At 40.9% G+C, this 23,742-nt stretch carries 22 protein-coding genes and 1 riboswitch; of the genes, 17 read left to right on the top strand and 5 right to left on the bottom strand.

Annotation, left to right across the window (positions count from 1 at the left end):
* Positions 1-197: 197 nt before the first annotated feature.
* From jag to rpmH, 5 genes are all read right to left on the bottom strand, one after another.
* Positions 198-1,163 carry an RNA-binding cell elongation regulator Jag/EloR gene (gene jag, locus OCV61_RS13045; RefSeq protein ID WP_158422180.1) on the bottom strand — a complete coding sequence of 322 codons (966 nt, stop codon included), beginning with the start codon at positions 1,161-1,163 and terminating at the stop codon, positions 198-200.
* A 29-nt stretch (positions 1,164-1,192) separates the two neighbouring features.
* The gene (locus tag OCV61_RS13040) at positions 1,193-2,488 is read right to left on the bottom strand and encodes a membrane protein insertase YidC (RefSeq protein ID WP_262582973.1); all 1,296 of its coding nucleotides are present in this window, start codon (positions 2,486-2,488) and stop codon (positions 1,193-1,195) included.
* A gap of 42 nt (positions 2,489-2,530) precedes the next feature.
* On the bottom strand, positions 2,531-2,743 hold the full coding sequence (gene yidD / locus OCV61_RS13035) for a membrane protein insertion efficiency factor YidD (protein ID WP_158422163.1): 213 nt from the start codon (positions 2,741-2,743) through the stop codon (positions 2,531-2,533).
* Positions 2,740-3,084 carry a ribonuclease P protein component gene (gene rnpA, locus OCV61_RS13030; RefSeq protein ID WP_158422162.1) on the bottom strand — a complete coding sequence of 115 codons (345 nt, stop codon included), beginning with the start codon at positions 3,082-3,084 and terminating at the stop codon, positions 2,740-2,742. The genes yidD and rnpA overlap by 4 nt, the downstream gene beginning before the upstream one ends.
* Positions 3,085-3,198: 114 nt before the next feature.
* Positions 3,199-3,333: a 50S ribosomal protein L34 gene (gene rpmH / locus OCV61_RS13025; RefSeq protein ID WP_158422161.1), complete on the bottom strand. Its 135-nt coding sequence runs from the start codon at positions 3,331-3,333 to the stop codon at positions 3,199-3,201.
* Positions 3,334-3,901: 568 nt separating this feature from the next.
* Between rpmH and dnaA the strand changes: the two genes are divergently transcribed.
* From dnaA to OCV61_RS12940, 17 genes are all read left to right on the top strand, one after another.
* Complete coding sequence (dnaA, locus tag OCV61_RS13020; RefSeq protein ID WP_158422160.1) at positions 3,902-5,263, top strand: chromosomal replication initiator protein DnaA; 1,362 nt, start codon at positions 3,902-3,904, stop codon at positions 5,261-5,263.
* A 277-nt stretch (positions 5,264-5,540) separates the two neighbouring features.
* On the top strand, positions 5,541-6,656 hold the full coding sequence (gene dnaN, locus OCV61_RS13015) for a DNA polymerase III subunit beta (protein ID WP_158422159.1): 1,116 nt from the start codon (positions 5,541-5,543) through the stop codon (positions 6,654-6,656).
* A gap of 83 nt (positions 6,657-6,739) precedes the next feature.
* Positions 6,740-6,961: an RNA-binding S4 domain-containing protein gene (locus OCV61_RS13010; RefSeq protein WP_158422158.1), complete on the top strand. Its 222-nt coding sequence runs from the start codon at positions 6,740-6,742 to the stop codon at positions 6,959-6,961.
* Between the two features lie 8 nt (positions 6,962-6,969).
* The gene (recF, locus tag OCV61_RS13005; RefSeq protein ID WP_158422157.1) at positions 6,970-8,046 is read left to right on the top strand and encodes a DNA replication/repair protein RecF; all 1,077 of its coding nucleotides are present in this window, start codon (positions 6,970-6,972) and stop codon (positions 8,044-8,046) included.
* A gap of 88 nt (positions 8,047-8,134) precedes the next feature.
* Complete coding sequence (locus tag OCV61_RS13000) at positions 8,135-10,546, top strand: hypothetical protein (RefSeq protein WP_330382940.1); 2,412 nt, start codon at positions 8,135-8,137, stop codon at positions 10,544-10,546.
* A 13-nt stretch (positions 10,547-10,559) separates the two neighbouring features.
* Positions 10,560-11,429 carry a 16S rRNA (adenine(1518)-N(6)/adenine(1519)-N(6))-dimethyltransferase RsmA gene (gene rsmA / locus OCV61_RS12995; RefSeq protein WP_158422155.1) on the top strand — a complete coding sequence of 290 codons (870 nt, stop codon included), beginning with the start codon at positions 10,560-10,562 and terminating at the stop codon, positions 11,427-11,429.
* Between the two features lie 459 nt (positions 11,430-11,888).
* The gene (locus OCV61_RS12990; RefSeq protein WP_158422154.1) at positions 11,889-12,338 is read left to right on the top strand and encodes a DUF1002 domain-containing protein; all 450 of its coding nucleotides are present in this window, start codon (positions 11,889-11,891) and stop codon (positions 12,336-12,338) included.
* Positions 12,339-12,819: 481 nt separating this feature from the next.
* Entirely contained in the window at positions 12,820-13,722 is a 903-nt protein-coding gene (locus tag OCV61_RS12985) for a 30S ribosomal protein S1 (RefSeq protein WP_158422153.1), read from the top strand.
* Between the two features lie 32 nt (positions 13,723-13,754).
* The gene (locus OCV61_RS12980) at positions 13,755-15,425 is read left to right on the top strand and encodes a putative manganese-dependent inorganic diphosphatase (RefSeq protein ID WP_158422152.1); all 1,671 of its coding nucleotides are present in this window, start codon (positions 13,755-13,757) and stop codon (positions 15,423-15,425) included.
* 87 nt (positions 15,426-15,512) lie between these two features.
* On the top strand, positions 15,513-16,094 hold the full coding sequence (locus tag OCV61_RS12975; RefSeq protein ID WP_158422151.1) for a flavin reductase family protein: 582 nt from the start codon (positions 15,513-15,515) through the stop codon (positions 16,092-16,094).
* Between the two features lie 63 nt (positions 16,095-16,157).
* Positions 16,158-16,652 (top strand): shikimate kinase, encoded by a 495-nt coding sequence (locus OCV61_RS12970; protein WP_158422150.1) that lies wholly within the window; start codon positions 16,158-16,160, stop codon positions 16,650-16,652.
* Between the two features lie 82 nt (positions 16,653-16,734).
* Positions 16,735-18,027, top strand: coding sequence for a UDP-N-acetylglucosamine 1-carboxyvinyltransferase (locus OCV61_RS12965; protein ID WP_158422149.1), 1,293 nt, complete (start codon positions 16,735-16,737; stop codon positions 18,025-18,027).
* Between the two features lie 147 nt (positions 18,028-18,174).
* Positions 18,175-18,278, top strand: a riboswitch (SAM riboswitch).
* A gap of 77 nt (positions 18,279-18,355) precedes the next feature.
* Positions 18,356-19,546 carry a methionine adenosyltransferase gene (gene metK, locus OCV61_RS12960; RefSeq protein ID WP_158422148.1) on the top strand — a complete coding sequence of 397 codons (1,191 nt, stop codon included), beginning with the start codon at positions 18,356-18,358 and terminating at the stop codon, positions 19,544-19,546.
* A gap of 166 nt (positions 19,547-19,712) precedes the next feature.
* Positions 19,713-20,867: a sensor histidine kinase gene (locus tag OCV61_RS12955; protein ID WP_158422147.1), complete on the top strand. Its 1,155-nt coding sequence runs from the start codon at positions 19,713-19,715 to the stop codon at positions 20,865-20,867.
* Positions 20,864-21,553, top strand: a complete 690-nt coding sequence (locus OCV61_RS12950) for a response regulator transcription factor (protein ID WP_158422146.1) — start codon at positions 20,864-20,866, stop codon at positions 21,551-21,553. The genes OCV61_RS12955 and OCV61_RS12950 overlap by 4 nt, the downstream gene beginning before the upstream one ends.
* Before the next feature lie 40 nt (positions 21,554-21,593).
* A complete protein-coding gene (locus OCV61_RS12945; protein ID WP_158422145.1) occupies positions 21,594-23,024 on the top strand; it encodes an aminotransferase class I/II-fold pyridoxal phosphate-dependent enzyme in 1,431 nt (476 codons plus the stop codon).
* A 20-nt stretch (positions 23,025-23,044) separates the two neighbouring features.
* Positions 23,045-23,629, top strand: coding sequence for a nucleoside/nucleotide kinase family protein (locus OCV61_RS12940; protein WP_158422178.1), 585 nt, complete (start codon positions 23,045-23,047; stop codon positions 23,627-23,629).
* Positions 23,630-23,742 lie beyond the last annotated feature (113 nt).

The raw sequence follows: 23,742 nt of genomic DNA, 5'->3' as shown, positions 1-23,742 counted from the left end.
CATATTCAACTGGATTTTCGGAAAACAGATATTCTTATATCTGTTTTCTGAGCTTTCGCAAAACAAATAAATTCAAGAATGCCTCGGCATTCTTGCTGCGAGGTGCGCGTCATGCAATTGCATGACATACTTCTCCTGCGCACCTCTGCAATCCTGCTGGAGGCTATATCTGCGTCCAGATTTTCCATCCTGTAATCTTAGTACCTTTTCAGTCTTACAACTACATGACGATATGGCTCTTCGCCCTCGCTGATGGTCTCCACATACTTGTTTCCCTGCAGAGAGGAATGGATGATCCTTCTCTCATATGGATTCATCGGCTCTAAAACTACCGGCTTCCTGGTCTTCTTAACCTTGTAGGCAATCCCTCTTGCCAGGTTCTCCAGTGTCTCTTTACGACGACGGCGATAGTCCTCTGTATCAAGCTTTACACGAATATAATTACTCTTGCCTTTATTTACCACAAGGCTGGTAAGATACTGAAGGGAATCCAGAGTCTGTCCTCTTTTTCCGATCAGGATACCCATATCTTCGCCTTCAAAATCCACCTCCAGACATCCGTCAGTTGTGTCGTACTTGGATGTGATCTCTACTTCTCCAAGATCCATGGATGCAAACACATCCTTCAGGAAAACAATTGCTCTCTCTTCGATCTCTTTGATCTCCTGTGGATCTGTGATCACTTCTACAGGCTTAGACGGCTTTACCGGTCTTTCCTTCGGCTGACGTTCTTTTACTGTGCCTTCTGTTTCTTTTGGCTGTCTTTCTTTAACCGGACGTTCTTTATAAGTTTTCTCTTTTGCCGGCTTAACTGGCTTTTCCTTTGGTTCTTTTGCAAGATCCGCTTTCTTTGGCTCTTTCTTTTCTTCCTGTCTGGGTGCCTGTTTCTTCACTGGCTTCGGAGCCTTTTTGCGGTTTTCATCTTCTTTGATCGCTTCCACTTTTACAGTATCAACGATTTCCTTGATCTCTTCCTCATCAGAAACGGTTTCGATCTTACGTACTTTAATAATTGCAGGCTTACTGCCGATGCCAAAAAATCCAGAGCTGCCTTCGCTTACAACCTGAATATCAAGCTGGTCACTGGATGTACCAAGCTCTATACAGGCTTTTGTGATTGCTTCACTTTTAGTTTTTGCGGAAAACTGAACGTAATCCTCCATCATAGCCCCTCCGTTCCTTATTGTTGTTCTTATTTTTTCTTGTTTCTCTCATCAAAATCCCTTACCATATTGGCCTTTGCAGTAATACTGCCTGGCTTTGCGTTTCTTGCCTTCTGGTAGGATTCCTCAAGTTTTTTTGTTTTCTCAGCAGCATTGCCGCCGCCATTTCCCTTATCAATCTTTGTTGTATTAATGTTCTTTGTATTTTGATTTGCCTGATTTGTGATCTTCTGTGGCGGAAGCCCCTGTTTTGCACGCTTCTTTTCCATTTTTTTCATGTTTTCATTAATCAGGTCATTAATATCAATCTTATTCAGAATACGATTGATCACTACCTGCTGTACGCTTCGTACCACTGCACTGGCAATCCAGTAAATACCAAGACCTACCGGGAATGTGAAACAGAATACAGCAGACATCAGGGGCATTACTGTATTCATGGTCTTCATGGATGCATTCATGGTAGAATTGCTGTCATTTGTTACTGCTGCCTGAGGCATCAGCTTATAATTGAGTACCTGTGTTGCCCATGCAAGAACCGGGATCATGATTGCTACAATAGCAAGGATGATAGCACCACCTGTAAATGCAGCCTTAATATAGGTAAGAGGCTGGTCTGCAATATTCAGCCCGCAAAAGCTCTGCATCTTGGAAATCTCGCTGGCTGCTCCATTAATCTCCTTGGAAAATCCTGAAAACTGGCTCATGGAAGAAAGTTCCTTCCACTGAGATGGGGAAAGTGCATACAGGAAATCAATGATTGAGTTGCTTGTAGCCTTTGTTCCATCTAAAACAAGGGATACCCTTGACATGTTGTGATCCTTGATAAAGGTCTGAAGCAGATCTGTATATCCGTTTACGGAAACGATCTTTGTCACAACATCTGTAAATACTTCACCAACACTGCTTACATATGCAGGAATCTTATAGATAACCTGCCATAAAGCCATCAATACAGGAAACTGGATCAACAACTGCACACAGCTTCCTGTAGGAGAAACGCCGTATTTCTGGTAAACAGCCTGTGTTTCTTCCTGCATCTTTTGTGCGGAAACCTGATCTCTCTTACCCTGATACTTCTTCTGAATCTTCTGAAGCTCAGGCTGCATAACCGCACTCAGCTTGGAAAATTTCTGCTGCTTAACCTGCAGCGGGGTCATAAACAAAAAAATAACGATACTGAAAATAATGATACAAAGACCCAGGTTCTGAATACCGAACAGACTATCAAACATCTTGTAGATGCCATTCATGATCCATCCCATCAGAGTTGCCAGCTGGCCAATGATCGGAGTAGTACTCTTTGTGGCTAAAATAATATCCAAGGTTTTCTCCTCCTAGATTTCGTACTGCTTAGGTAAAATACCTTATGGTACAGGATCGTAGCCTCCATGTGAAAAAGGATTACATCTTAATATCCTCCACAAAGCAAGAAGGCCGCCTTTCCATGCACCGTACTTTTCGATTGCTTCCAAACCATATTGAGAACATGTGGGAATATAAGGACATTTTGTTCTCTTCATTGGTGACAAGTATTTCTGATAGAGACGAATCATCTTAATCATCCATTTTTTGATCATGGCTTTCCTCCACAGCATTTATGCCGCTGCCCCAGATGCAAAAGGGCGCTTTCGATTTCCTGATAAGACCTTCCCTTTGCCCCGGTTCTGGCAACAACTACTATATCCAAACCTCTTTCAAATAATGTTTCATTCAGGCGATAACTCTCTCTGATCAATCTGGTGATTCTGTGGCGTACCACACTATTCCCTACTTTTTTACTTACTGATATTCCCAGACGATTCTCCATGTGCCCATTCTTCAGCACGTACATCACCAGATACCTGTTTGCCTGTGATGTTCCTTTTCGGTATACTTTCTGAAAATCCTGATTTTTCTTTAAGGAGTCTGAGTATTGCATCTAATCCTCCTTTTTAATTCTTTATAGAAGAAAAGACCACATATCTGCGGTCTTAACGGGTCAAGCATTCTTATTGCTCCAGCATATAAAATTGGCTGCTGACAGCTGTCCTGCTTAAGCAGATAAGCGCTTTCTTCCTTTTAATCTTCTGGCAGCCAGAACTTTACGTCCGCCTTTTGTACTCATACGTGCACGGAATCCGTGAACCTTTGCTCTTGATCCTTTTTTCGGCTGAAATGTCATTTTCATAGGTAAAGCACCTCCTTTATCTATTTATCATTTTAATTATCTATCCTAATCAGAACATCATTTCAATTATATTCATAAAAACCTGATACGTCAAGCATAAAATGGGAATTTTCCGGCTTTTTTTCGTCTCATTTTTTTTGCCATTTTGGGAAATAGTGGATAGTTTAAATGGTTTACGTAATATTATCCACAATTTGTGGATAACTTGTGGATAACTTGTCAATAATCTATAAAACTATCCACTTTTTTCGACATATTTATACACACCTTTTGCTAAAAAGCCATTTTTTTCAAGTGGTGGACAGTGGATAAACTTATACACATTATTTTAAACCATTTTGTCGCTATTTCGGATTTTATGGAAACCTGTGTGGTTATTTCCACTGTTATCCACACTAATCCACAGCTAAAATGTGGATAACAACCCACCTAATCCACATTATTCTTCTCATTACCCACCATTTATTTTCCATTACTGCCCTATTTTCTCATTGCGAAACCAGGAAATTTATTATAATATATAAAAGGATATTTATGTCCTTTTATCAATGCACCACGGGAGGAAAAAATGAACACAGTAATCGAAAAATGGGATGAAATCCTTAATATAGTAAAAACAGAACATGATCTTTCTGAGGTTTCCTTTAATACATGGCTGAAACCCCTTAAAGTATATGAAGTAAATGGTAATGTAGTCACCATCATCGTGCCCTCTGAGCAGGTAGGGCTTTCTTATATTACAAAGAAATATAAGCTTCCTCTGCAGGTAACCATCAGTGAAGTTGCAGGCATGGACAACTGTGATGTGCGTTTTATCCTTCCCGAAGACGTACCAGCCAAAAAAACAGTTTCTTCTGGCAACAGCCATACAGCGCAGGATATCCGTTGCGAAGAAGCACATTTAAATCCCAAATATACATTTGATACCTTTATCGTAGGCAGCAACAACAAATTTGCACAGGCTGCAGCCCTTGCAGTTGCAGAATCACCGGGAGAAGCATATAATCCGCTTTTCATCTACGGCGGTGCCGGACTTGGAAAGACCCATCTGATGCATTCTATTGCCCACTTTATTATTGAACATAACGAAAAAAGTAAGGTACTTTATGTTACCAGTGAAGAATTTACCAACGAACTGATCGAGACGATCCGTAATGGAAATAATTCTGCCATGACCAAATTCCGTGAAAAATACCGTAATATTGATGTTCTTCTGGTTGATGATATTCAGTTTATTATAGGTAAAGAATCCACCCAGGAAGAATTTTTCCATACTTTTAACAGCCTGCACAGCGCCAAAAAGCAGATCATCATCTCCTCAGATAAACCGCCAAAAGATATGGAGATCCTGGAAGAACGATTCCGTTCCAGGTTTGAATGGGGGCTGATCGCAGATATCACCCTGCCAGATTACGAAACACGTATGGCCATCCTTCACAAAAAAGAAGAAATGGACGGCTATAATATTAATGAAGAAGTTATCAAATACATTGCCAATAATATCAAATCTAATATCCGTGAGCTGGAAGGCGCCTTTAATAAAGTAATGGCTTCCGCAAAGCTGGAACAAAAAGATGTTACCTTAGAACTGGCTGAACAGGCATTAAAGGATATTATTTCACCTGATGAAAAGAGAGTTATAACTCCTGAATATATTATTTCCATTGTTGCAGAACATTATAATGTAACAACCGCTGATCTTTGCGGCAATAAGCGAAGCTCCAAAATCGTGATTCCAAGACAGGTAGCAATGTACCTTTGCCGTGAACTTACTTCCACACCATTAAAAAGCATTGGTAAATCCCTTGGAAACCGTGACCATACCACTATTATGCATGGTATCGAAAAGATGGAAAAGGAAATAATTACAGACAGTAATCTTAACAATACCATTGACATCTTAAAGAAAAAGATTAATCCACAAAATTAACATCGCTTATCCACACACCCGGTGTATAGTATGTGGTTTAATGTGGAAAACTTAAGTGGTTTTTTTACCCGTTTTTTTCCACATTTGTTTTACACAAGTTATTCACACACCTAACCCTGAATTTTACACGAAGTTATCCAATGCTTAAACCCTTTGATTTTGGGGCTTTTATGAAGTTATTCACATTTTCACACCCCCTACGGCGATTACTTCGGATTTCTTCTTTTATTTAAACACATAAAAACCCACATCAGCCAGAAAAGGAGTTATACACATTATGAAAATTATCTGCTCTAAAAATAATCTTCTGAAAAGCGTAAGCATTTCATTAAAAGCAGTTCCATCAAAAACAACCATGCCAATTCTTGAATGTATTCTTATTGATGCATCAGCCAGTCAGATTAAATTTACAACAAATGATATGGAACTTGGTATTGAAACCATAGTTGAAGGTACTATTGAAGAAAAAGGTATGGTTGCACTGGATGCTAAAATCTTTTACGAAATCATAAGAAGACTTCCTGATAATGATGTAACCATCAAAACAGATGATAAATTTACTGCAACGATTACCTGTGAAAAAGCAAAATTTACGATTCCCGGCAAATCTGGAGAAGATTTTGCCTATTTGCCAATGATTGAAAGGGATGAACCTTTGACTTTATCCCAGTACACATTGAAAAATATGATTTGTCAGACAATTTTCTCAATTGCAGTGAATGAAAACAACAAATTAATGACCGGTGAATTGTTTGAAATAAAGAATAATTGTCTGAAAATAGTTTCTCTGGATGGACACCGTATTGCTATTCGTAAAATGCCGTTGAAAAGAGATTACTCAGACAAAAAAGTGGTGGTACCAGGTAAGACTCTCAATGAGATCAGCAAGATCCTTTCTGGCGAAGTAGATGAACAGGTAAGCATTTTCTTTACAAAAAACCATATTCTTTTTGAATTTGACCAGACAATGGTAGTATCCAGACTGATTGAAGGAGAATATTTCAGGATTGACCAGATGCTTTCCAGCGATTATGAGACTAAGCTGACTATTAACAAAAAAGAATTTTTAAGCTGTATTGACCGTGCCACTCTTCTGGTACGTGAAGGTGATAAAAAACCTATCATTATTTCCATTACAGACAGCAGTATGGAGTTGAAAATCGATTCTGCCATGGGTTCTATGAATGAGGATATTGATATTTCAAAAGATGGAAAGGATATTGTAATCGGCTTTAATCCTAAATTCCTGATCGATGCATTGAAGGTCATTGATGATGAAAACATTAATATTTATCTTGTAAATCCCAAGGCTCCATGCTTTATCAGGGATGATGAGGAGTCCTATACGTATCTGATCCTGCCTGTAAACATTAATCAGAATCAGGCAAGATAAAAGAAGAGAAAATAACTGACACAGATAGAAAGCCGGATCTGTGTAAAAAATAAAATCTAAACAGTAAAAACATCAGGAGGCGGATTGTTTTGGTTATCCATATCAGAGACGAATTTATCAAACTTGGACAGGCAATGAAGCTGGCAGATCTGGTATCTGACGGTGTAGAAGCAAAATATGTGATCAGTGACGGACTTGTAAAAGTAAACGGAGAGGTTGACACACGCAGAGGCCGTAAGCTATATGTGGGCGATACGATTTCCTATAATGGACAGGATGTGCAGGTTGAAGGAGAAAGTGAATAAGCAGTCCCATGTATATTGAATCCATCAAATTAAGCAATTTCAGAAATTACGAGAATCTTGAACTGCATCTGGATCAGGGAACCAATATTTTTTACGGAGATAATGCGCAGGGAAAGACAAATATCCTGGAGTCTGTTTATCTGTGTGGTACAAGCCGTTCCCATAAAGGAAGCCGGGATAAAGAAGTGATCCGTTTCGGGCAGGATGAGTCCCATATACGGATGAATGTATGTAAAAACAGGATGAATTATCAAATAGATATGCATCTTCGTAAAAATAAGGCAAAGGGCGTGGCAATTAATGGAATGCCTATCAAGAAAGCAAGAGAACTGCTAGGTGTGGTAAATCTGGTTTTCTTTTCGCCTGAGGATCTGAATATTATCAAAAACGGTCCTTCAGAGCGAAGAAGGTTTATGGATTCAGAGCTTTGCCAGCTTGACCGGCTTTATCTTACAGACCTGGCAGGATATAATCATATACTGAATCAGAGGAATAAGCTGCTGAAGGAGATATTGGGGAATACATCTCTGAAGGACACTCTGGATGTATGGGATATGCAGATGGTTAATTATGGGAAGAGGGTAATTGCTAAGCGAAGGGATTTTGTGGCAGAACTTAATGATATTATCCGGGAAATCCATAAGAATCTTACGGGCAGGGAGGAACTGTTGGAGATCCTTTATGAGCCAAATGTAAGTGACCAGGATTTTGAAGAGACTTTGTTTAAAAACAGAGACAGGGATTTTCGTATGCGCTTAAGTTCTACAGGACCCCACAGAGATGATTTTGGTGTAATGGTCAATGGCATCGATATCCGTAAATATGGTTCTCAGGGACAGCAAAGGACAGCAGCTTTATCTTTGAAGCTTTCAGAAATATATCTGGTAGAAAAAATCATTAAGGATAAGCCTGTGCTTCTTCTGGATGATGTGCTTTCTGAACTGGACAGCAGCAGGCAGTCCTGTCTCCTGGACAGCATCCATGATATACAGACATTGATCACCTGTACAGGACTTGATGATTTTGTAAGCAGGCAGTTTCACATTAATAAGGTTTTTCAGGTTGTTGCAGGTCATGTACATTAGATGTGAAACATTTATTTTTTGACAAGCATGACTGCTTATGATAAACTATCCGTAATTGTGAGTTGGTATTGGAAAGTTGGTGAAAATTTTGGACAAGGAAGAATTTCGTATTAAGCTGGAGGAGATTAATCACCTTGTTGAGAACAAGGATTATAAGGGGGCTATGGGCGTTGTTGACAGTATTGACTGGCGCCGTGTAAAGAATGTACGTACTCTTTGTGTAGTAGGTGAGATCTATGCAGCCAATAAGCGGTATGAGGACAGTAAGGAGATTTTTCTTCTGGCTTATCACAGGGCACCTATCGGCAAGAATATTCTTTACCGTCTGATCGAGGTTTCTCTGAAGATGGGGGACATTGAGGAGGCTAAGGATTTTTATCAGGAATACAAGGAGGTTGCCCCAGGGGACAGCACTCTTCTGGTTCTGAAATATAAGATCTTAAGTGCAAAGAATGCTCCTATCAGTGAACAGATCAAGGTTCTTGAAGAATATAAAGAAAAAGAATTTACAGAGAAATGGTCTTATGAGCTGGCAAATCTTTATTATCAGGCAGGCGAAAAGGAAAAGTGTCTTGAATTATGTAATGAGATGATCCTGTGGTTTAATGAAGGCAGCTATGTGATGCGTGCCATGGATCTGAAGCTTCGTATGGGAGCACTTACAGGAGATGAGAAGCAGCGTTATGAGCAGCAGTTTGTGCCTAAGCTGTTTACACCTGAGGAAGTACAGAGTCTGAAGGACAAAGGCGAGGAGCCGAAAGAAAGCAGTGAAGAAAAAGAACAGCCACTGATCGAAAGTATTCCGGTTGGAAATGATAAAGACCTGAGCGGAGTAGAAAGTCTTCAGGAGAAGATATCCAAAGGAATCCGTGACATTTTCGGTAAACGTATGGAATCGGATGAAGAGCTTTTAAGCGAGGAGTATGGTGCAGAGGATGAGATGATCAAAAAGCCTTCAGATAAAGAACTGGCGAATGCACCTGCACTGGAGCCTGAGAGCGGCAAGTCCATTCTGGTTAAAGAGGATGCTGCAGAAAAGAAAGAATCTGCAGATCTGAAAGAGAATTTCACCATGCCGGAGCTTAAAATTCCAGAGTCCATGAAGAATTTTGAAGCAGAAGAAACACCGGAGGTACCTAAGGCAGTTCTGGATGATACTCCTGTTTTTGCCAATCAGAAAGAGGGCAAAGAATTTAATCTGGAAGATACCATTCTGGCAGCAGCAAGTGCCCAGGGCATCAATATTCCAGAAGAACCTGAAGTAAAGGAAACTCTTGTTTCCAAAGAAGAAAAGATTCCTGAAAAAGAAGAAGCACAGCCGGTGAAAGTAACAGTTCCTGTTCAAGAGCCAATAAAAGAAGAAGTGCCTTCACCACAAAAGAAAATGGTGGAACTTGAGGAAGAAGAATTTCTTTCCGAGGAGGATCTGCAGGAAGCAGAAGCTGAATTCCTGAATGGTCCGAAGAAGCCTGAAGAGAAAAGCCTTGAGAAATCTTCTGTACCTGAGATCCCAAGACTGGAAGATGAAGAATTATTTACCAACGATTACAGTGCAGATGATGAGCCGATAGAAGAATTAAAAGAAAAGGCTGCACCGAAAGTGCCTGAAGCTGCAGAAGAGATACAGCCATTGAAAGAAGAGTCAGAAGAAGAGAAGCCGGTTCTTTCTGAGGAAGAGGAATTAGAGCAGTTTATTGATTCTATTCAGCCTAAGGATGAAAGAGATCCTATGGATATTATCCCAAGAGAGCGTACACTGACTGATGAGGAGAAAAAGCTGTTTACATATTTTGTAAAAGTTCCCGGTATGAAGGAGCAGCTTCTGGACGCCCTTCTGGACGCCCAATTGGCAGCAGCAGATAAGACCTCAAAAACAGGCAATATTATTGTTATGGGAGGTCATGATACAGGTAAGACAAGGCTGATCGGAAGTCTTATTCCTGCTATTTGTAAAGAAAGAAATATTGAAGCCTCAAAAGTAGCCTACGTATTTGCTGACCAGATCAATGGCATGGATATGTCAAAGGTAGTAGATAAGCTTTCCGGTGGATTTTTGGTGATTGAGGAAGCCAATTCCCTTACTCCGGAGACTGTAGAAGAACTGGATAAAGCTATGAATTTCAGAACGGATGGTCTTACAGTGATCCTTGAAGATGAGAAGATTGGCATGAGGAAGCTGATTGCCAAATATCCCAGGTTTGCAAAGAAGTTCACATCCATGATCAATATACCTGTTTTCACTAATGATGAGCTTGTGAATTTCGCAAGAGTTTATACAAAAGAAAATGGATACCGTATCGATCAGATGGGAATGCTTGCCCTTTATAATCTGATTGGCATCAACCAAAAAGAAGATGAGCCAATGAATATCGGTTCTGTGAAAGAGCTTCTGGATAATGCAATTTCCAGATCTCAGGGAGGCCTTCTGAAATTCAACAAGAAAAAAAGAGTTGACAGAGACGGATACATCGTACTCTATGAGAAAGATTTTGCAAAATAAAGGAGATTAAAAAATGCCCAGACCTTATCTTGGAAATCCAAAATATACCATTGAAGTCCTTCAAAAGTATCATTTTGTATTCCAGAAAAGGTTTGGGCAGAATTTTTTAATTGATACCCACGTTCTGGAACGGATCATTGAAGCTGCCCAGATAACAAAGGATGATTTTGTGATTGAGATAGGTCCTGGTATCGGTACGATGACCCAGTATCTGGCAGAGGCTGCCAGGGAAGTGGCAGCGGTGGAGATCGACCGTTCTCTGATTCCAATCTTACAGGATACCTTACAGGATTGGGATAATGTAACTGTGATCAATGAGGATATCCTGAAGGTAGATGTATGTAAGCTGGCCCAGGAGAAGAACGGTGGACGTCCGGTAAAGGTGGTTGCCAATCTGCCATATTATATTACAACGCCTATTATTATGGGATTATTTGAAAATCAGGTACCATTGGACAGTATTACTATTATGGTGCAGAAAGAAGTGGCAGACAGGATGCAGGTAGGTCCGGGTACTAAGGATTATGGAGCACTGTCACTGGCTGTACAGTATTATGCAAGGCCACAGATCGTGACCAATGTTCCGCCAAACTGTTTTATGCCAAGGCCAAAGGTAGGAAGTGCTGTAATCAGGCTTACCAGATTTTTGGAGCCGCCGGTAAAGGTAGATGATGAAAAACTGATGTTTGCCATTATCCGGGCATCCTTTAATCAGAGAAGAAAGACTCTGGTAAACGGACTTAAGAATGCTTCTGAATTGTCTTTTACGAAGGAGCAGATCGAAAGTGCGCTGACAAGTGCTGGTCTTCCGCTGAATATCAGAGGAGAGGCACTGACGCTGGAGCAGTTTGCGCAGCTTTCCAATGAATTTTCCAGAATATAAATAAAATAAAAAGCATCCGTTGGCTAGGCGGATGCTTTTTATTTTGTCTCAAATATATTTTTTAAAAGGAAGGAGAGTTAATTACCGTATTGGTAATTAACATATGAAAAAGAAATTTATAAAAATAATGTTGGCTGTATTATTTTTACGTTTTTTAGTATATCCATAAATTGTGATGGAATCATGTTTATATTATGAAAAAACAATGAACGAGAAAAAAAATAATTGTAACTGAGATTTGGAATTGAGTGAAAATTATAACTTCCTTTTGGATATTACTTATAAAATGATTATAGAAATTTTATATATATTTTACAAATTTTAAATACCAACTGTGTTATAATAAACCGAACTTTATGATATAAGAAACGGATCGTAAGGATGTAATGATTTGATGATATCATAGAGAAAATTATGAGATACAAAGATCATTTGGCTATTTAACAGGAGGTTATTATTTTGAAGAACATAAAGAAATTAACAGGTATTATGATGGCTGGGGCACTTGCTTTTTCTGTACCGGTACCGGCGATAGCTTCCGGTTTTGATACTTCTTCTCTGGAAGCTCTGATCGACAGTGGAGTGGATGCAGTATTCAGCGATCCGGATCAGACAGTAGACATTATCATGTATGTGAAGGACAAGATCGGACAGCAGGATGTAACTGATGATCAGATCCGTACTGTGATCAATGAGGCAGCGGATGCTTTCCAGATCAGTCTTACAGATTCAGAGAAGGACAATATGGTAGACCTTGCCAGAAAGGTAAAGGATGCCAATATTGATGAGGATGAGCTTCGCAGTGATGTAAATGCAGTATTTGACAAGATGGATGCTCTTGGAGTTGAGAAGAATGATGTGAAAGGATTCCTGAAGAAGATTCTTAATTTAGTAAAAGGATGGTTCTGATTTATCACTTTAATGTACTAAATACACAATAAATAAAAACATTATGAAAAAATTGCATGTGGTAATTTTATAAAAAAAGAATAGAAAAATAGAAAATATTGTGCAAAAAAACTAAAAGTTCACTACAGGTTCATAGTTTGTTCACAAGTAACTGCTATGATGTAATCAGTTCGAAAGAACAATACCAAAGACGTTGTAATGACACCATTACACATAAAATTTTTTCATAATAATTGCCCCGGTAAACCACTACCGGGGCACTCCTCGTTTTTAGGGAAAGTTTATCTTTATTTCCAAGAAGAAAGCAAAATGTTATATAAAAATATAAAAATCCATATTTTCATCTTTTCAGCTAGTATGCTATAATTCACTTCAGATAAGATGAGAATTATCTGTGAAATGTATTTTTAACAGTAATACTATAAGGATATGGATTATTTACAATGAGAATAATTAATATTGAAAGATGGGAGAATAGATTATGTCTGAAACAATGAAAGATTATGAGAAGGAGCTGGAGGCTTCTTTTAAGAAGGTACAGGAGGGAGACATTCTTACCGGTACAGTGATCAGTGTAGATGAGAAGGAAGTAGTGCTTGACCTGAGATATTATGCAGAAGGTATTATTCCGGCAGAGGATTACAGCAGGGAGCCTGGTTTTAACCTGAAAGAAGATGTGCATGTAGGTGATGAGGTTTCTGCCACAGTAGTGCGTACAGATGACGGACATGGGAATATTCTGCTTTCAAGGGTGGAGGCTACTGATGTGCTGGCCTGGGATCGTTTAAAAGAGATGAAAGCTTCCGGTGAAGTGATCGATGTGATTGTAAAGGGAGTTGTGAACAGCGGTGTAGTTGCCTATGTAGAAGGCATCAGAGGCTTTATCCCTGCATCTAAGCTGGCACTTTCTTATGTGGAGGATACCAATGATTACCTGAATAAGCATCTTCAGGTACAGGTGATCGATGTTGATGAAGATAGCAAGAAGCTGATTCTTTCTGCAAAAGAGCTTCTCAGAGAGAAGGCAGAGGAAGAGCGTAAGAACAAAATTTCAAATATTCAGCCGGGCTTTGTTACGGAAGGAAAAGTAGAAAGCCTGCAGCCTTATGGCGCATTTGTTGATCTGGGAAATGGTCTTTCTGGTCTTGTCCATATTTCACAGATCTGTGAGAAAAGGATCAAGAAGCCTTCAGAAGTATTGACAGTAGGAGATACTGTTAAGGTAAAAGTGATTTCTGTGAAGGACGGTAAGTTAAGCCTGAGTATTAAAGAGGCTTCCGACCTGATGGCAAAAGATGTAGAAGAAGAAACCTTTGAAATTCCTGATTCAGGAGAACAGGCTACAACATCCCTTGGTTCTCTGTTTGCAAACATCAAGCTTTGATCAGGGTTCTGGATCGTGGAAGGACGGTATGAATGGGTACACAGGAAAAAATATTTGTAATAGGACATAAGAATCCGGATACGGATTCCATCTGTTCTGCCATTGCTTATGCAGACATTAAGAATCAAAAAAGCCTTGTAAAAAAATATATTCCCAAGCGTGCAGGTCAGATCAATGAAGAGACTCAGTATGTACTGAAGCGTTTTGGGGTACAGCCTCCTGCATATCTGGGAAATATAGGTACACAGGTAAAGGATATGGATATTCGTGTCAGTCCTGAGGCGGATAAGAGTATGTCCCTGAAGAATGCATGGGATATGATGCAGGAGAATAGTATTGTGTCACTGCCCATCCGGGACAAGGACGGAGAACTGGAAGGCCTTGTCACCATCGGAGATATTGCAAAGACTTACATGGATACAACAGATAGTTACTTTCTGTCTAATGCCAGGACCCAGTACAGAAGGATTGCGGAAACCCTTAGCGGCAAGGTAGTTGAGGGTAATGAACATGCTTATTTTGTAAAAGGTAAGGTTCTTGTAGGCACTGCCAATCCTCAGGTACTGAAGGAATTTGTAAAAGAAGACGATATGGTGATCATGGGCAACCGTGAAGAAGACCATATCCAGGCAATCAGACTAAATGTAAGCTGTATCATTGTGGGTATGGGTGTTGAGGTATCTCAGAAGGTGCTATCTCTTGCACATGAGAAGAACATTGTGGTGATCACCTCACCATGTGATTCTTTTACAATTGCAAGGCTGATCAACCAGAGTATTCCTTTAAGATTTGTAATGAAAAGGGATAATCTGGTGACTTTTAATACAGAAGACTTTACAGATGATATTCAGGATGTTATGATTAAACACCGTCACCGTGCATTTCCTGTGATCAATAAGCGGGGGAAATGCGTAGGTACTATTTCTCGCCGTAATTTTCTTGATATGCACAGGAAAAAGGTGATTCTGGTAGATCATAATGAGAAGGATCAGGCAGTTGATAATATAGATAAAGCTGAGATCGTTGAGATCATTGATCACCATAAGCTGGGATCATTGGAGACGATGAAGCCTATCAGCTTTCGGAATGAACCGGTAGGCTGCACAGCCACCATTCTTTATAAGATTTATGGGGAAGAAAGGCTGGAGATTCCGCCAAAGATCGCAGGACTTCTCTGTGCGGCAATCATCTCAGACACGCTGATGTTTCGTTCCCCTACATGCACGCAGCAGGATAAGATTGCTGCTAGTGCATTGGCACTGATCGCTGATATTAAGATAGAAGAATTTGCAAAGGAAATGTTTAAGGCAGGCAGCAATCTGAAGGACAAGTCTCCGGAAGAGATTTTTTATCAGGATTACAAGAAATTTATTGCAGAAGGAAATGTTACTTTTGGCGTGGGACAGATCAGTTCCATGGACAAAGACGAGCTTCTGGAGATCAAAGAGAGGCTGGAGCCATTTATGGTAAGCGAATGCGGGCGGCATGGTGTTACCAGGGTTTATTTTATGCTTACTAATATCCTGGACGAGTCTACTATGCTTCTTTACTATGGAGAAGGCAGCCGGGAAATGGCAGAGTCTGCTTTTCATATTGAGCCTGAGAACGGAGCATTTATGCTTCCGGGAGTGGTTTCAAGAAAGAAGCAGATCATTCCTGCGATGATGGAAGCTGCACAGCTTATGACCAACGAATATGCATAATCTTGCAGTAAGATCATTACAGTAAAGACCATTGTATAAAAATCGTTAGGATAAAGAGCATTAAAGAATACAGAAGGATAGATAAAAATTATGAAAGAAACATGGAAACCCGGGAATATGCTGTATCCTCTTCCGGCAGTGATGGTAAGCGTTACAGACGGACAGGGAAATGACAACATTATTACAGTGGCCTGGACAGGAACCATATGTACTAATCCGCCTATGGTTTATATTTCTGTGCGCCCGTCAAGATATTCCTACGAAATGCTTAAAAAAACCGGAGAATTTGTGATCAACCTTACTACTGAGGAATTGGCTTTTGCTACAGATTACTGTGGTGTCCGTTCAGGAAGGGATGTGGACAAATTTAAAGAAGCCCATCTTACCAAGGAGCCGGCACAGTTTGTAAAGGCACCTATGATCAAGGAATCACCGGTATCTATTGAATGCAGGGTAACAGAGGTGAAGGAGCTTGGTTCCCATCACATGTTTCTTGCAGAGGTTCTGGCAGTCCATGCCCAGCAGGAGTACATAGATAAGAATAATAAATTTCAACTGAATAAAGCAAAACCGATCGTATATTCCCATGGTGAATATTTGGGAACAGGCAAAAGCCTGGGCACTTTCGGGTACAGCGTAAAGAAAAGAAAAAAACAGGAAAAGCGCTGATTTCACGGTGGGATTGCACATTTGATCAGAATGTGTTAAAATCGAAAGGAATTTATTGAGAACATGAATAATATTACATTGATTGGCATGCCGGGAGTGGGGAAGAGCACCATTGGTGTTGTTCTTGCCAAGGTACTGGGATATGAATTTATGGATTCAGACCTGTTGATACAGCGTCAGGAGAAAAGGCGTCTGCATCAGATCATTGAGCAGGAAGGAGTCGAAGGATTCAAAGCCATAGAGAATCGTGTGAATGCATCCATTGAGACTGAGAATACAGTCATTGCCACTGGGGGAAGTGTGGTATATTGTGAGGAGGCAATGGATCATCTCAAAAAAATAGGAAAAGTCGTTTATCTCAGGCTTTCTCTGGATTCCCTTGCTAAAAGACTGGGAAATCTTGAAAAAAGAGGAGTTCTTTTGAAGGAAGGACAGACTCTGAAAAGCCTTTATGAGGAACGAGTTCCCTTATATGAGAGATATGCAGATATTGTGATTGATGAAGAAGGGAAAGATTTGGAAGCAAGTCTGCAGGCAGTTTTGGAAACACTGGTATAGTGAAAAGCATCAGTAGCTATATGAGAATCAAAGGGGTAAAAGTAACTGTTGACATGAGGAGAGTAAATAATAGAGGTGTTTTATGGAACAGTATGTTATTAAAGGCGGAAATCCACTGGTAGGTGAGGTGGACATAGCCGGTGCAAAGAATGCGGCTCTTGCTATTTTATCCGCAGCAATAATGACGGACGAGACTATCCTGATTGAAAACCTGCCTGATGTAAGAGACATAAATGTTTTGCTGGAGGCTATTTCCGGTATTGGTGCCCAGGTAGAGCGTGTGAACAAATCAACCGTTAAGATCAATGGTTCTACCATTGCGGACGTAAGTGTGGATTATGAATATATTAAGAAGATCCGTGCGTCTTATTATCTGTTAGGAGCATTGCTTGGCAAGTATAAGCATGCAGAAGTCCCCCTTCCGGGAGGATGTAATATCGGAAGCCGTCCTATCGACCAGCATTTAAAGGGATTCCGTGCCCTTGGAGCAAAGGTGGATATTCTTCATGGTGCGATCGTGGCCAAAGCAGAGAATCTTCATGGAAGCCATATTTTCCTTGATGTGGTATCTGTTGGAGCTACCATCAATATTATGATGGCTGCATCCCTGGCGCCAGGACGTACGATTATCGAGAATGCAGCACGTGAGCCACATGTAGTAGATGTTGCCAATTTCCTGAACAGTATGGGAGCCAACATCAAGGGTGCAGGTACAGATGTGATTCGTATCCGTGGAGTTGAGAAGCTTCACAAGACAGAATATTCCATTATTCCGGATCAGATCGAGGCTGGTACATTTATGTTTGCTGCAGCTGCTACAGGCGGCGATGTTACCGTAAGAAATGTAATACCGAAGCATCTGGAAGCAACCACTGCCAAGCTGGAGGAAATCGGCTGTGAGGTACAGGAGTTTGATGATGCGGTTCGTGTACGTGCTACAGGAAAGCTTCACCGTACTCATGTGAAGACCCTTCCATATCCAGGATATCCTACAGATATGCAGCCGCAGATTGCAGTTGCCCTTGCCCTTGCAGAGGGGACAAGTATTGTAACAGAGAGTATTTTTGAGAATCGTTTCAAATATGCAGACGAGCTTTCCAGAATGGGAGCCAGCATCAAGGTAGAAGGTAATTCTGCTATTATTGATGGTGTGAAGAAGCTGACAGGAGCTAGAGTCAGTGCACCGGATCTGCGTGCAGGAGCTGCTCTTGTGATTGCCGGACTTGCAGCAGAGGGTATTACCATAGTGGATGATATCCAGTATATCCAGAGAGGATATGAGGATTTTGAGGATAAGCTGAGAAGTCTTGGTGCCGAGATCGAGCGTGTATCCAGTGAGAAGGAGATCCAGAAGTTTCGTCTTCGTGTAGGATGATCTTATGGATTTGGCCTGATGCTATAGCATGCTGTAAAGCGGTGTTAATACTATGAAATGACTGGCGGTCAGATTTTTTAAAAATCTATTGACAATTGATATTAATGAGTATATTGTATTGTTTGCAACGATACAATTAAAAATAGCCTTTTATTCAGAGTGGTGGAGGTACATAGGACCTGAGAAGCCACGGCAACCCCTGAGAGATCATGGAAGGTGCCCTGCCTGAGCGAGCAATCGAACAATAAGAGGACTGATTATATATAGCATTTATTAAACAGTCCGATTATTCGGGCTGTTTTTACATTTAAAGAGAAAAGGAGAAATCATGGAGAAACTTTTATTTACTTCCGAATCAGTAACAGAAGGTCATCCGGACAAAATGTGTGATGCTATTTCAGATGCCATTCTTGATGCATTGATAGAACAGGATCCGATGAGCCGTGTAGCCTGCGAGACAGCAACAACCACAGGTCTTGTGCTTGTTATGGGAGAGATTACTACAAAAGCATATGTTGATATCCAGAAGATCGTAAGGGATACGGTTCGTGAGATTGGTTATACCAGAGGCAAATACGGATTTGATGCAGATACCTGTGCTGTGATTACTGCAATCGACGAGCAGTCAGGAGACATTGCAATGGGTGTTGATAAAGCATTGGAGCTGAGAGAGGATAAGATGGATGAGGATGAACTGGATTCCATTGGAGCCGGCGATCAGGGCATTCAGTTTGGTTATGCTACCAATGAGACGGAAGAATATATGCCTTATGCCATCAATATGGCACACAAGCTTTCATATCAGCTTACAAAAGTACGTAAAGATGGTACTTTAAAATATTTAAGGCCAGATGGCAAGACTCAGGTAACTGTAGAATACAGTGAAGATGGAAAGCCGATCCGTATTGATGCAGTTGTATGCTCTACACAGCATGATCCGGATGTAACACAGGAGCAAATCCATAAAGATATTAAAAAATATGTATTTGATGAGATCATCCCAAGTGATATGGTAGATGAGGATACCAAGTATTTTATTAATCCTACCGGACGTTTTGTAATCGGCGGACCTCATGGTGATAGTGGACTTACAGGACGTAAGATCATTGTAGATACATACGGTGGAACAGGACGTCACGGCGGCGGTGCTTTTTCCGGAAAGGACTGTACAAAGGTAGACCGTTCTGCAGCTTATGCAGCTCGTTATGTAGCTAAGAATATTGTGGCAGCAGGACTGGCCGACAAGTGTGAGATCCAGCTTTCTTATGCAATCGGTGTTGCACATCCTACATCTATTCATGTAGAAACATTTGGCACAGGAAAGCTTTCTGATGCAAAGCTTGTAGAAGTGATCCGTGAGAATTTTGATCTTCGCCCGGCTGGTATCATCAAAATGCTGGATCTGCGTCGCCCGATCTACAAACAGACTGCTGCTTACGGACATTTTGGACGTACAGATGTTGATCTTCCATGGGAGCATCTGGACAAAGTTGATGATCTTAAAAAATATCTGGCATAAGCCGTTAATAGATTTGGAAAATGCGCTTCACTGTATGGTGGGGCGCTTTTTTTCGTAATAGGATCGTGCCCAGTGAAGCTTTTTTATAGAAAATTTAGAGATAAACAATGGTATCTGTGATATAATACTGCTAACGTACAGGATGAATAAGTAAAGGATATTGCCTATGAAACTGAAAGCAAGAATCATCGTAGGATTTACGATGATCATTTTGGTTCCGTTACTGCTTTTTGCTGCAGCATTATATGGTTTTAGAGAGACTCAGTCCAAGCAAACCGTTACCCAGACAGAGACTGACAGTGATGGAGAAGTATATGATATTGCCATTTCGCAGTCCGATGAAGGACATGCCAGGATCCATTTGATGACCAAGGATCTGTTTTTGTCTGCATTTATTATTCTTATATTTACAGCGCTGGCAATTGGTCTCTGGCTGTACCGGAGTATTGCCACTCCCTTGGTAAAACTTAAAAAAGCGACGCAGAACATCAAAGAAGGGAATTTGGACTTTGTCCTGGATGTAGAGGGAAATGATGAATTTTCCCAGTTGTGCCAGGACTTTGAAGAGATGCGCCGCCGTCTGAAAGAATCCACAGAAGAGAAGAATCTGATCGAAAAAGAGAATAAAGAGCTGATTAGCAATATTTCCCATGACCTGAAGACCCCGATCACTGCTGTGAAAGGATATGTGGAGGGGATCATGGATGGTGTTGCAGATACACCGGAGAAGATGGACAGATATGTGCGTACCATTTATAATAAGACAAATGAGATGGATCATTTGATCAATGAGCTTACTTTTTATTCCAAGATTGACACCAACCGTATCCCATATACGTTCAGCAAGCTGAATGTAGAGGATTATTTCAGTGACTGCGCAGAAGAAGTTGGTCTGGAGCTGGAAACAAAAGGAATCGAGTTGGTTTATGCCAATTATGTGGAGAATGATGTGGTGGTGATCGCTGACGGTGAGCAGATCCGCAGGGTGATTCACAATATTATCGGCAATGCCATCAAGTACATGGACAAGAAGAGAGGTATTATACAGATCCGTGTAAAGGATGTTGGAGATTTTATCCAGGTTGAGATAGAGGACAATGGCAAGGGTATTGGGGCCAAGGATCTTCCATATATTTTTGACCGTTTTTACAGGACGGATATTTCCCGTAATTCTTCTAAGGGGGGCAGTGGCATAGGGCTTTCCATTGTAAAGAAAATCCTGGAGGACCATGGCGGCAAGGTATGGGCTACAAGCCGTGAAGGGATTGGTACGATCATGTACTTTGTTCTCAGAAAATATCAGGAGGTACCTATGAAATGAGTAAGATATTGATCATAGAAGATGAAGAAGCAATTGCAGATCTGGAAAAGGATTATCTGGAACTTTCCGGGTTTGAAGTAGAGATAGCCAACCGGGGAGATACAGGACTTGATCGGGCACTGACAGAGAAATTTGATCTGATCATTCTGGATCTTATGCTTCCGGAGGTGGATGGCTTTGATATTTGCAGGCAGGTGCGCCAGGAGAAGAATATCCCGATCATCATGGTTTCTGCCAAGAAGGATGATATTGACAAGATACGAGGACTTGGACTTGGAGCAGATGATTACATGACCAAGCCATTCAGCCCCAGTGAACTGGTTGCCCGGGTAAAAGCTCATATGGAAAGATACAATCGTCTGGTAGGATCTAATGTCCAGAAGAATGATGTGATCGAGATCCGTGGGATCAAGATTGACAAGACGGCCAGGAGAGTATGGATCAATGGGGAAGAAACCACCTTTACTACCAAGGAATTTGACCTTCTTACTTTTCTGGCAGAGAATCCCAACCGGGTATTTACAAAAGAAGAATTGTTCCGGGAGATCTGGGATATGGAATCTGTAGGGGATATAGCCACAGTTACTGTACACATTAAGAAGATCCGTGAGAAGATAGAGTTTAATACAGCAAAGCCACAGTATATTGAGACGATCTGGGGTGTTGGATACAGGTTTAAGGTTTGATCCTGCTGGATCGGCCATACAGACAGGATATGAGGACAGGATGGAACGATTATATAAAAAGCTGGAAGCATACGGTCAGGAAGGGTCTTACCCGTTTCACATGCCGGGGCACAAAAGAAACAAAGCATCTGTGTACGGAGATTTTCCAATAGAGCAGGATATTACAGAAATATATGGATTTGATAATCTTCATCATGCAGAAGGGATCATTAAAGAAGCACAGGAAGAGCTGGCCAGACTTTACGAAGTAAAACAAAGTTTTTTTTCTGTAAATGGAAGTACGGCAGCTATCCTTTCGGCTATTTCTGCTTCTGTGGAAAAGGGAGGACAGATCCTGGTAGCACGTAACTGCCACAAAGCGGTATATCATGGGATTTATTTAAGAGATCTTGAACCAATATATATTTATCCACAGACAGACCCAAAATTGGGGATAAATGGAGAAATTTTGACTTCCCGTGTGGAAAGATCGCTGGAAGAAAATAAAAATATCCAGGCAGTGCTGATCACTTCTCCTACTTATGATGGAGTAGTGTCAGATATTCAGGAAATCGCCAGGATCGCACATGAGCATCAGGTTCCACTGATCGTAGATGAGGCTCATGGTGCTCATTTCCGATATTCTTCTTATTTTCCTGTGCCAGCAGAGAAGCTGGGAGCAGATGTGGTAATCCAGAGTTTTCACAAGACCCTGCCTTCTATGACACAGACTGCAGTTCTCCACAGGTGCAGTGATCTTGTAGATGGGACAAAGCTTGCCAGATTTATGGATATTTATCAGACCAGCAGTCCCTCCTATGTACTTATGGCAAGTATTGATGCCTGTGTAGACAAGATGAAAAGAGAAGGTACGGACATGTTTCGCACCTTCACCAGGCAGTTGGAGCAGGCAAGGCGAAGATTGGCGAAATGTAATTATATAAGATTGGTTCCTGAGCCGGGCAATAAAGAATATTTCGATTTTGACAGATCAAAGATCATATTGTCTACGGAGCATTGTTCCTTTAATGGCACACAGCTTGCCAAGATCCTGCGTCAGGAATTTAAGATCGAAGTGGAGATGGAGACAGAGCAGTATGTGATCGCTATGGCAGCAGTAGGTGATACAGAAGAAGGATTTTTACGTTTGTGTGAGGCCATACAGACCATAGATGAAAGAGAAGCAGCCGTTTTGAAGGTGGAAGATAAGAGGACAGAGTATGATTTTCGCTGGGAAGAAAAGAAGCAGTTTATGAGGATCACCCAGGCAATGGATGCTCCGTCTGTGCCTTGTCCTTTAGAAGAAAGTGCAGGGAAGATTTCTACAGAATTTGCTTATCTGTATCCACCGGGGATTCCGATTCTGGTACCAGGTGAGCAGATTACTGGACTTTTCATAAAGAATGTGAGAAGATACATGGAGCAGGGACTGAATTTCCAGGGGCTTGCAGACAATACAAATGAAACCATAGCAGTAGTAAAGGAGTTATAGGGCTTATGCCCTGGAACCATATGGGAAAGATTTTTTATATCATGGGAAAGAGTGCATCAGGTAAGGATCATATCTACGCAAGACTGATGCAGCATACAGAACTGAATCTGAAAAAAATGGTTTTATATACAACACGTCCTATACGTGACGGAGAAGAAGAAGGAAAGCAATATTTTTTTACAGATGAAGAAAAGCTGAAAGAATTCAGGAGAAAGGGTTGTGTGATCGAGGCGCGTTCCTACAGTACCATGCATGGAATCTGGTATTATTTTACCGCAGATGACGGACAGGTGGATCTGACACAGGATGATTATCTTGGGATTGGCACATTGGAATCCTATCTTAAACTGAAAAACTATTATGGTGAGGATGCAGTACGTCCGGTTTATATCGAAGTGGAGGATGGAGAACGTCTTACCCGTGCACTGAATAGGGAGAAGGAGCAGGAGAAGCCAAAGTATGAGGAAATGTGCAGACGTTTCCTGGCAGATCAGGTAGATTTTTCTGAGGAGAATATTCTGAAGGCAGGAATCTGGAAGAGGTTTCAGAATGTTGAATTGGAGGATTGTGTGGAGGAGATTGTAGGCTATATCAAAACACAATAAAATACGAAGATACAATATGTGGGGGTAAATTTTAACATAATATATAGCAAGAATTCTCCTTCCTCTACAGGTGGGAGATGAATTGCATAAAAGCAAAAAGAACACTTGTTCTT

Source organism: Blautia ammoniilytica, assembly GCF_025566965.1.
Lineage (GTDB): Bacteria > Bacillota > Clostridia > Lachnospirales > Lachnospiraceae > Blautia_A > Blautia_A ammoniilytica.
This window is presented reverse-complemented; position numbering and strand designations above follow the sequence as displayed.

Coding starts and splice junctions, on each gene's coding strand:
- jag (WP_158422180.1), bottom strand. CDS start 1,163: ATGGAGGATTACGTTCAGTTTTCCGCAAAAACTAAAAGTGAAGCAATC.
- OCV61_RS12985 (WP_158422153.1), top strand. CDS start 12,820: ATGTCTGAAACAATGAAAGATTATGAGAAGGAGCTGGAGGCTTCTTTT.
- yidD (WP_158422163.1), bottom strand. CDS start 2,743: ATGATCAAAAAATGGATGATTAAGATGATTCGTCTCTATCAGAAATAC.
- recF (WP_158422157.1), top strand. CDS start 6,970: ATGTATATTGAATCCATCAAATTAAGCAATTTCAGAAATTACGAGAAT.
- rsmA (WP_158422155.1), top strand. CDS start 10,560: ATGCCCAGACCTTATCTTGGAAATCCAAAATATACCATTGAAGTCCTT.
- rpmH (WP_158422161.1), bottom strand. CDS start 3,333: ATGAAAATGACATTTCAGCCGAAAAAAGGATCAAGAGCAAAGGTTCAC.
- OCV61_RS12980 (WP_158422152.1), top strand. CDS start 13,755: ATGGGTACACAGGAAAAAATATTTGTAATAGGACATAAGAATCCGGAT.
- OCV61_RS12965 (WP_158422149.1), top strand. CDS start 16,735: ATGGAACAGTATGTTATTAAAGGCGGAAATCCACTGGTAGGTGAGGTG.
- metK (WP_158422148.1), top strand. CDS start 18,356: ATGGAGAAACTTTTATTTACTTCCGAATCAGTAACAGAAGGTCATCCG.
- OCV61_RS12970 (WP_158422150.1), top strand. CDS start 16,158: ATGAATAATATTACATTGATTGGCATGCCGGGAGTGGGGAAGAGCACC.
- OCV61_RS12955 (WP_158422147.1), top strand. CDS start 19,713: ATGAAACTGAAAGCAAGAATCATCGTAGGATTTACGATGATCATTTTG.
- rnpA (WP_158422162.1), bottom strand. CDS start 3,084: ATGCAATACTCAGACTCCTTAAAGAAAAATCAGGATTTTCAGAAAGTA.
- dnaN (WP_158422159.1), top strand. CDS start 5,541: ATGAAAATTATCTGCTCTAAAAATAATCTTCTGAAAAGCGTAAGCATT.
- OCV61_RS12940 (WP_158422178.1), top strand. CDS start 23,045: ATGGGAAAGATTTTTTATATCATGGGAAAGAGTGCATCAGGTAAGGAT.
- dnaA (WP_158422160.1), top strand. CDS start 3,902: ATGAACACAGTAATCGAAAAATGGGATGAAATCCTTAATATAGTAAAA.
- OCV61_RS12950 (WP_158422146.1), top strand. CDS start 20,864: ATGAGTAAGATATTGATCATAGAAGATGAAGAAGCAATTGCAGATCTG.
- OCV61_RS12945 (WP_158422145.1), top strand. CDS start 21,594: ATGGAACGATTATATAAAAAGCTGGAAGCATACGGTCAGGAAGGGTCT.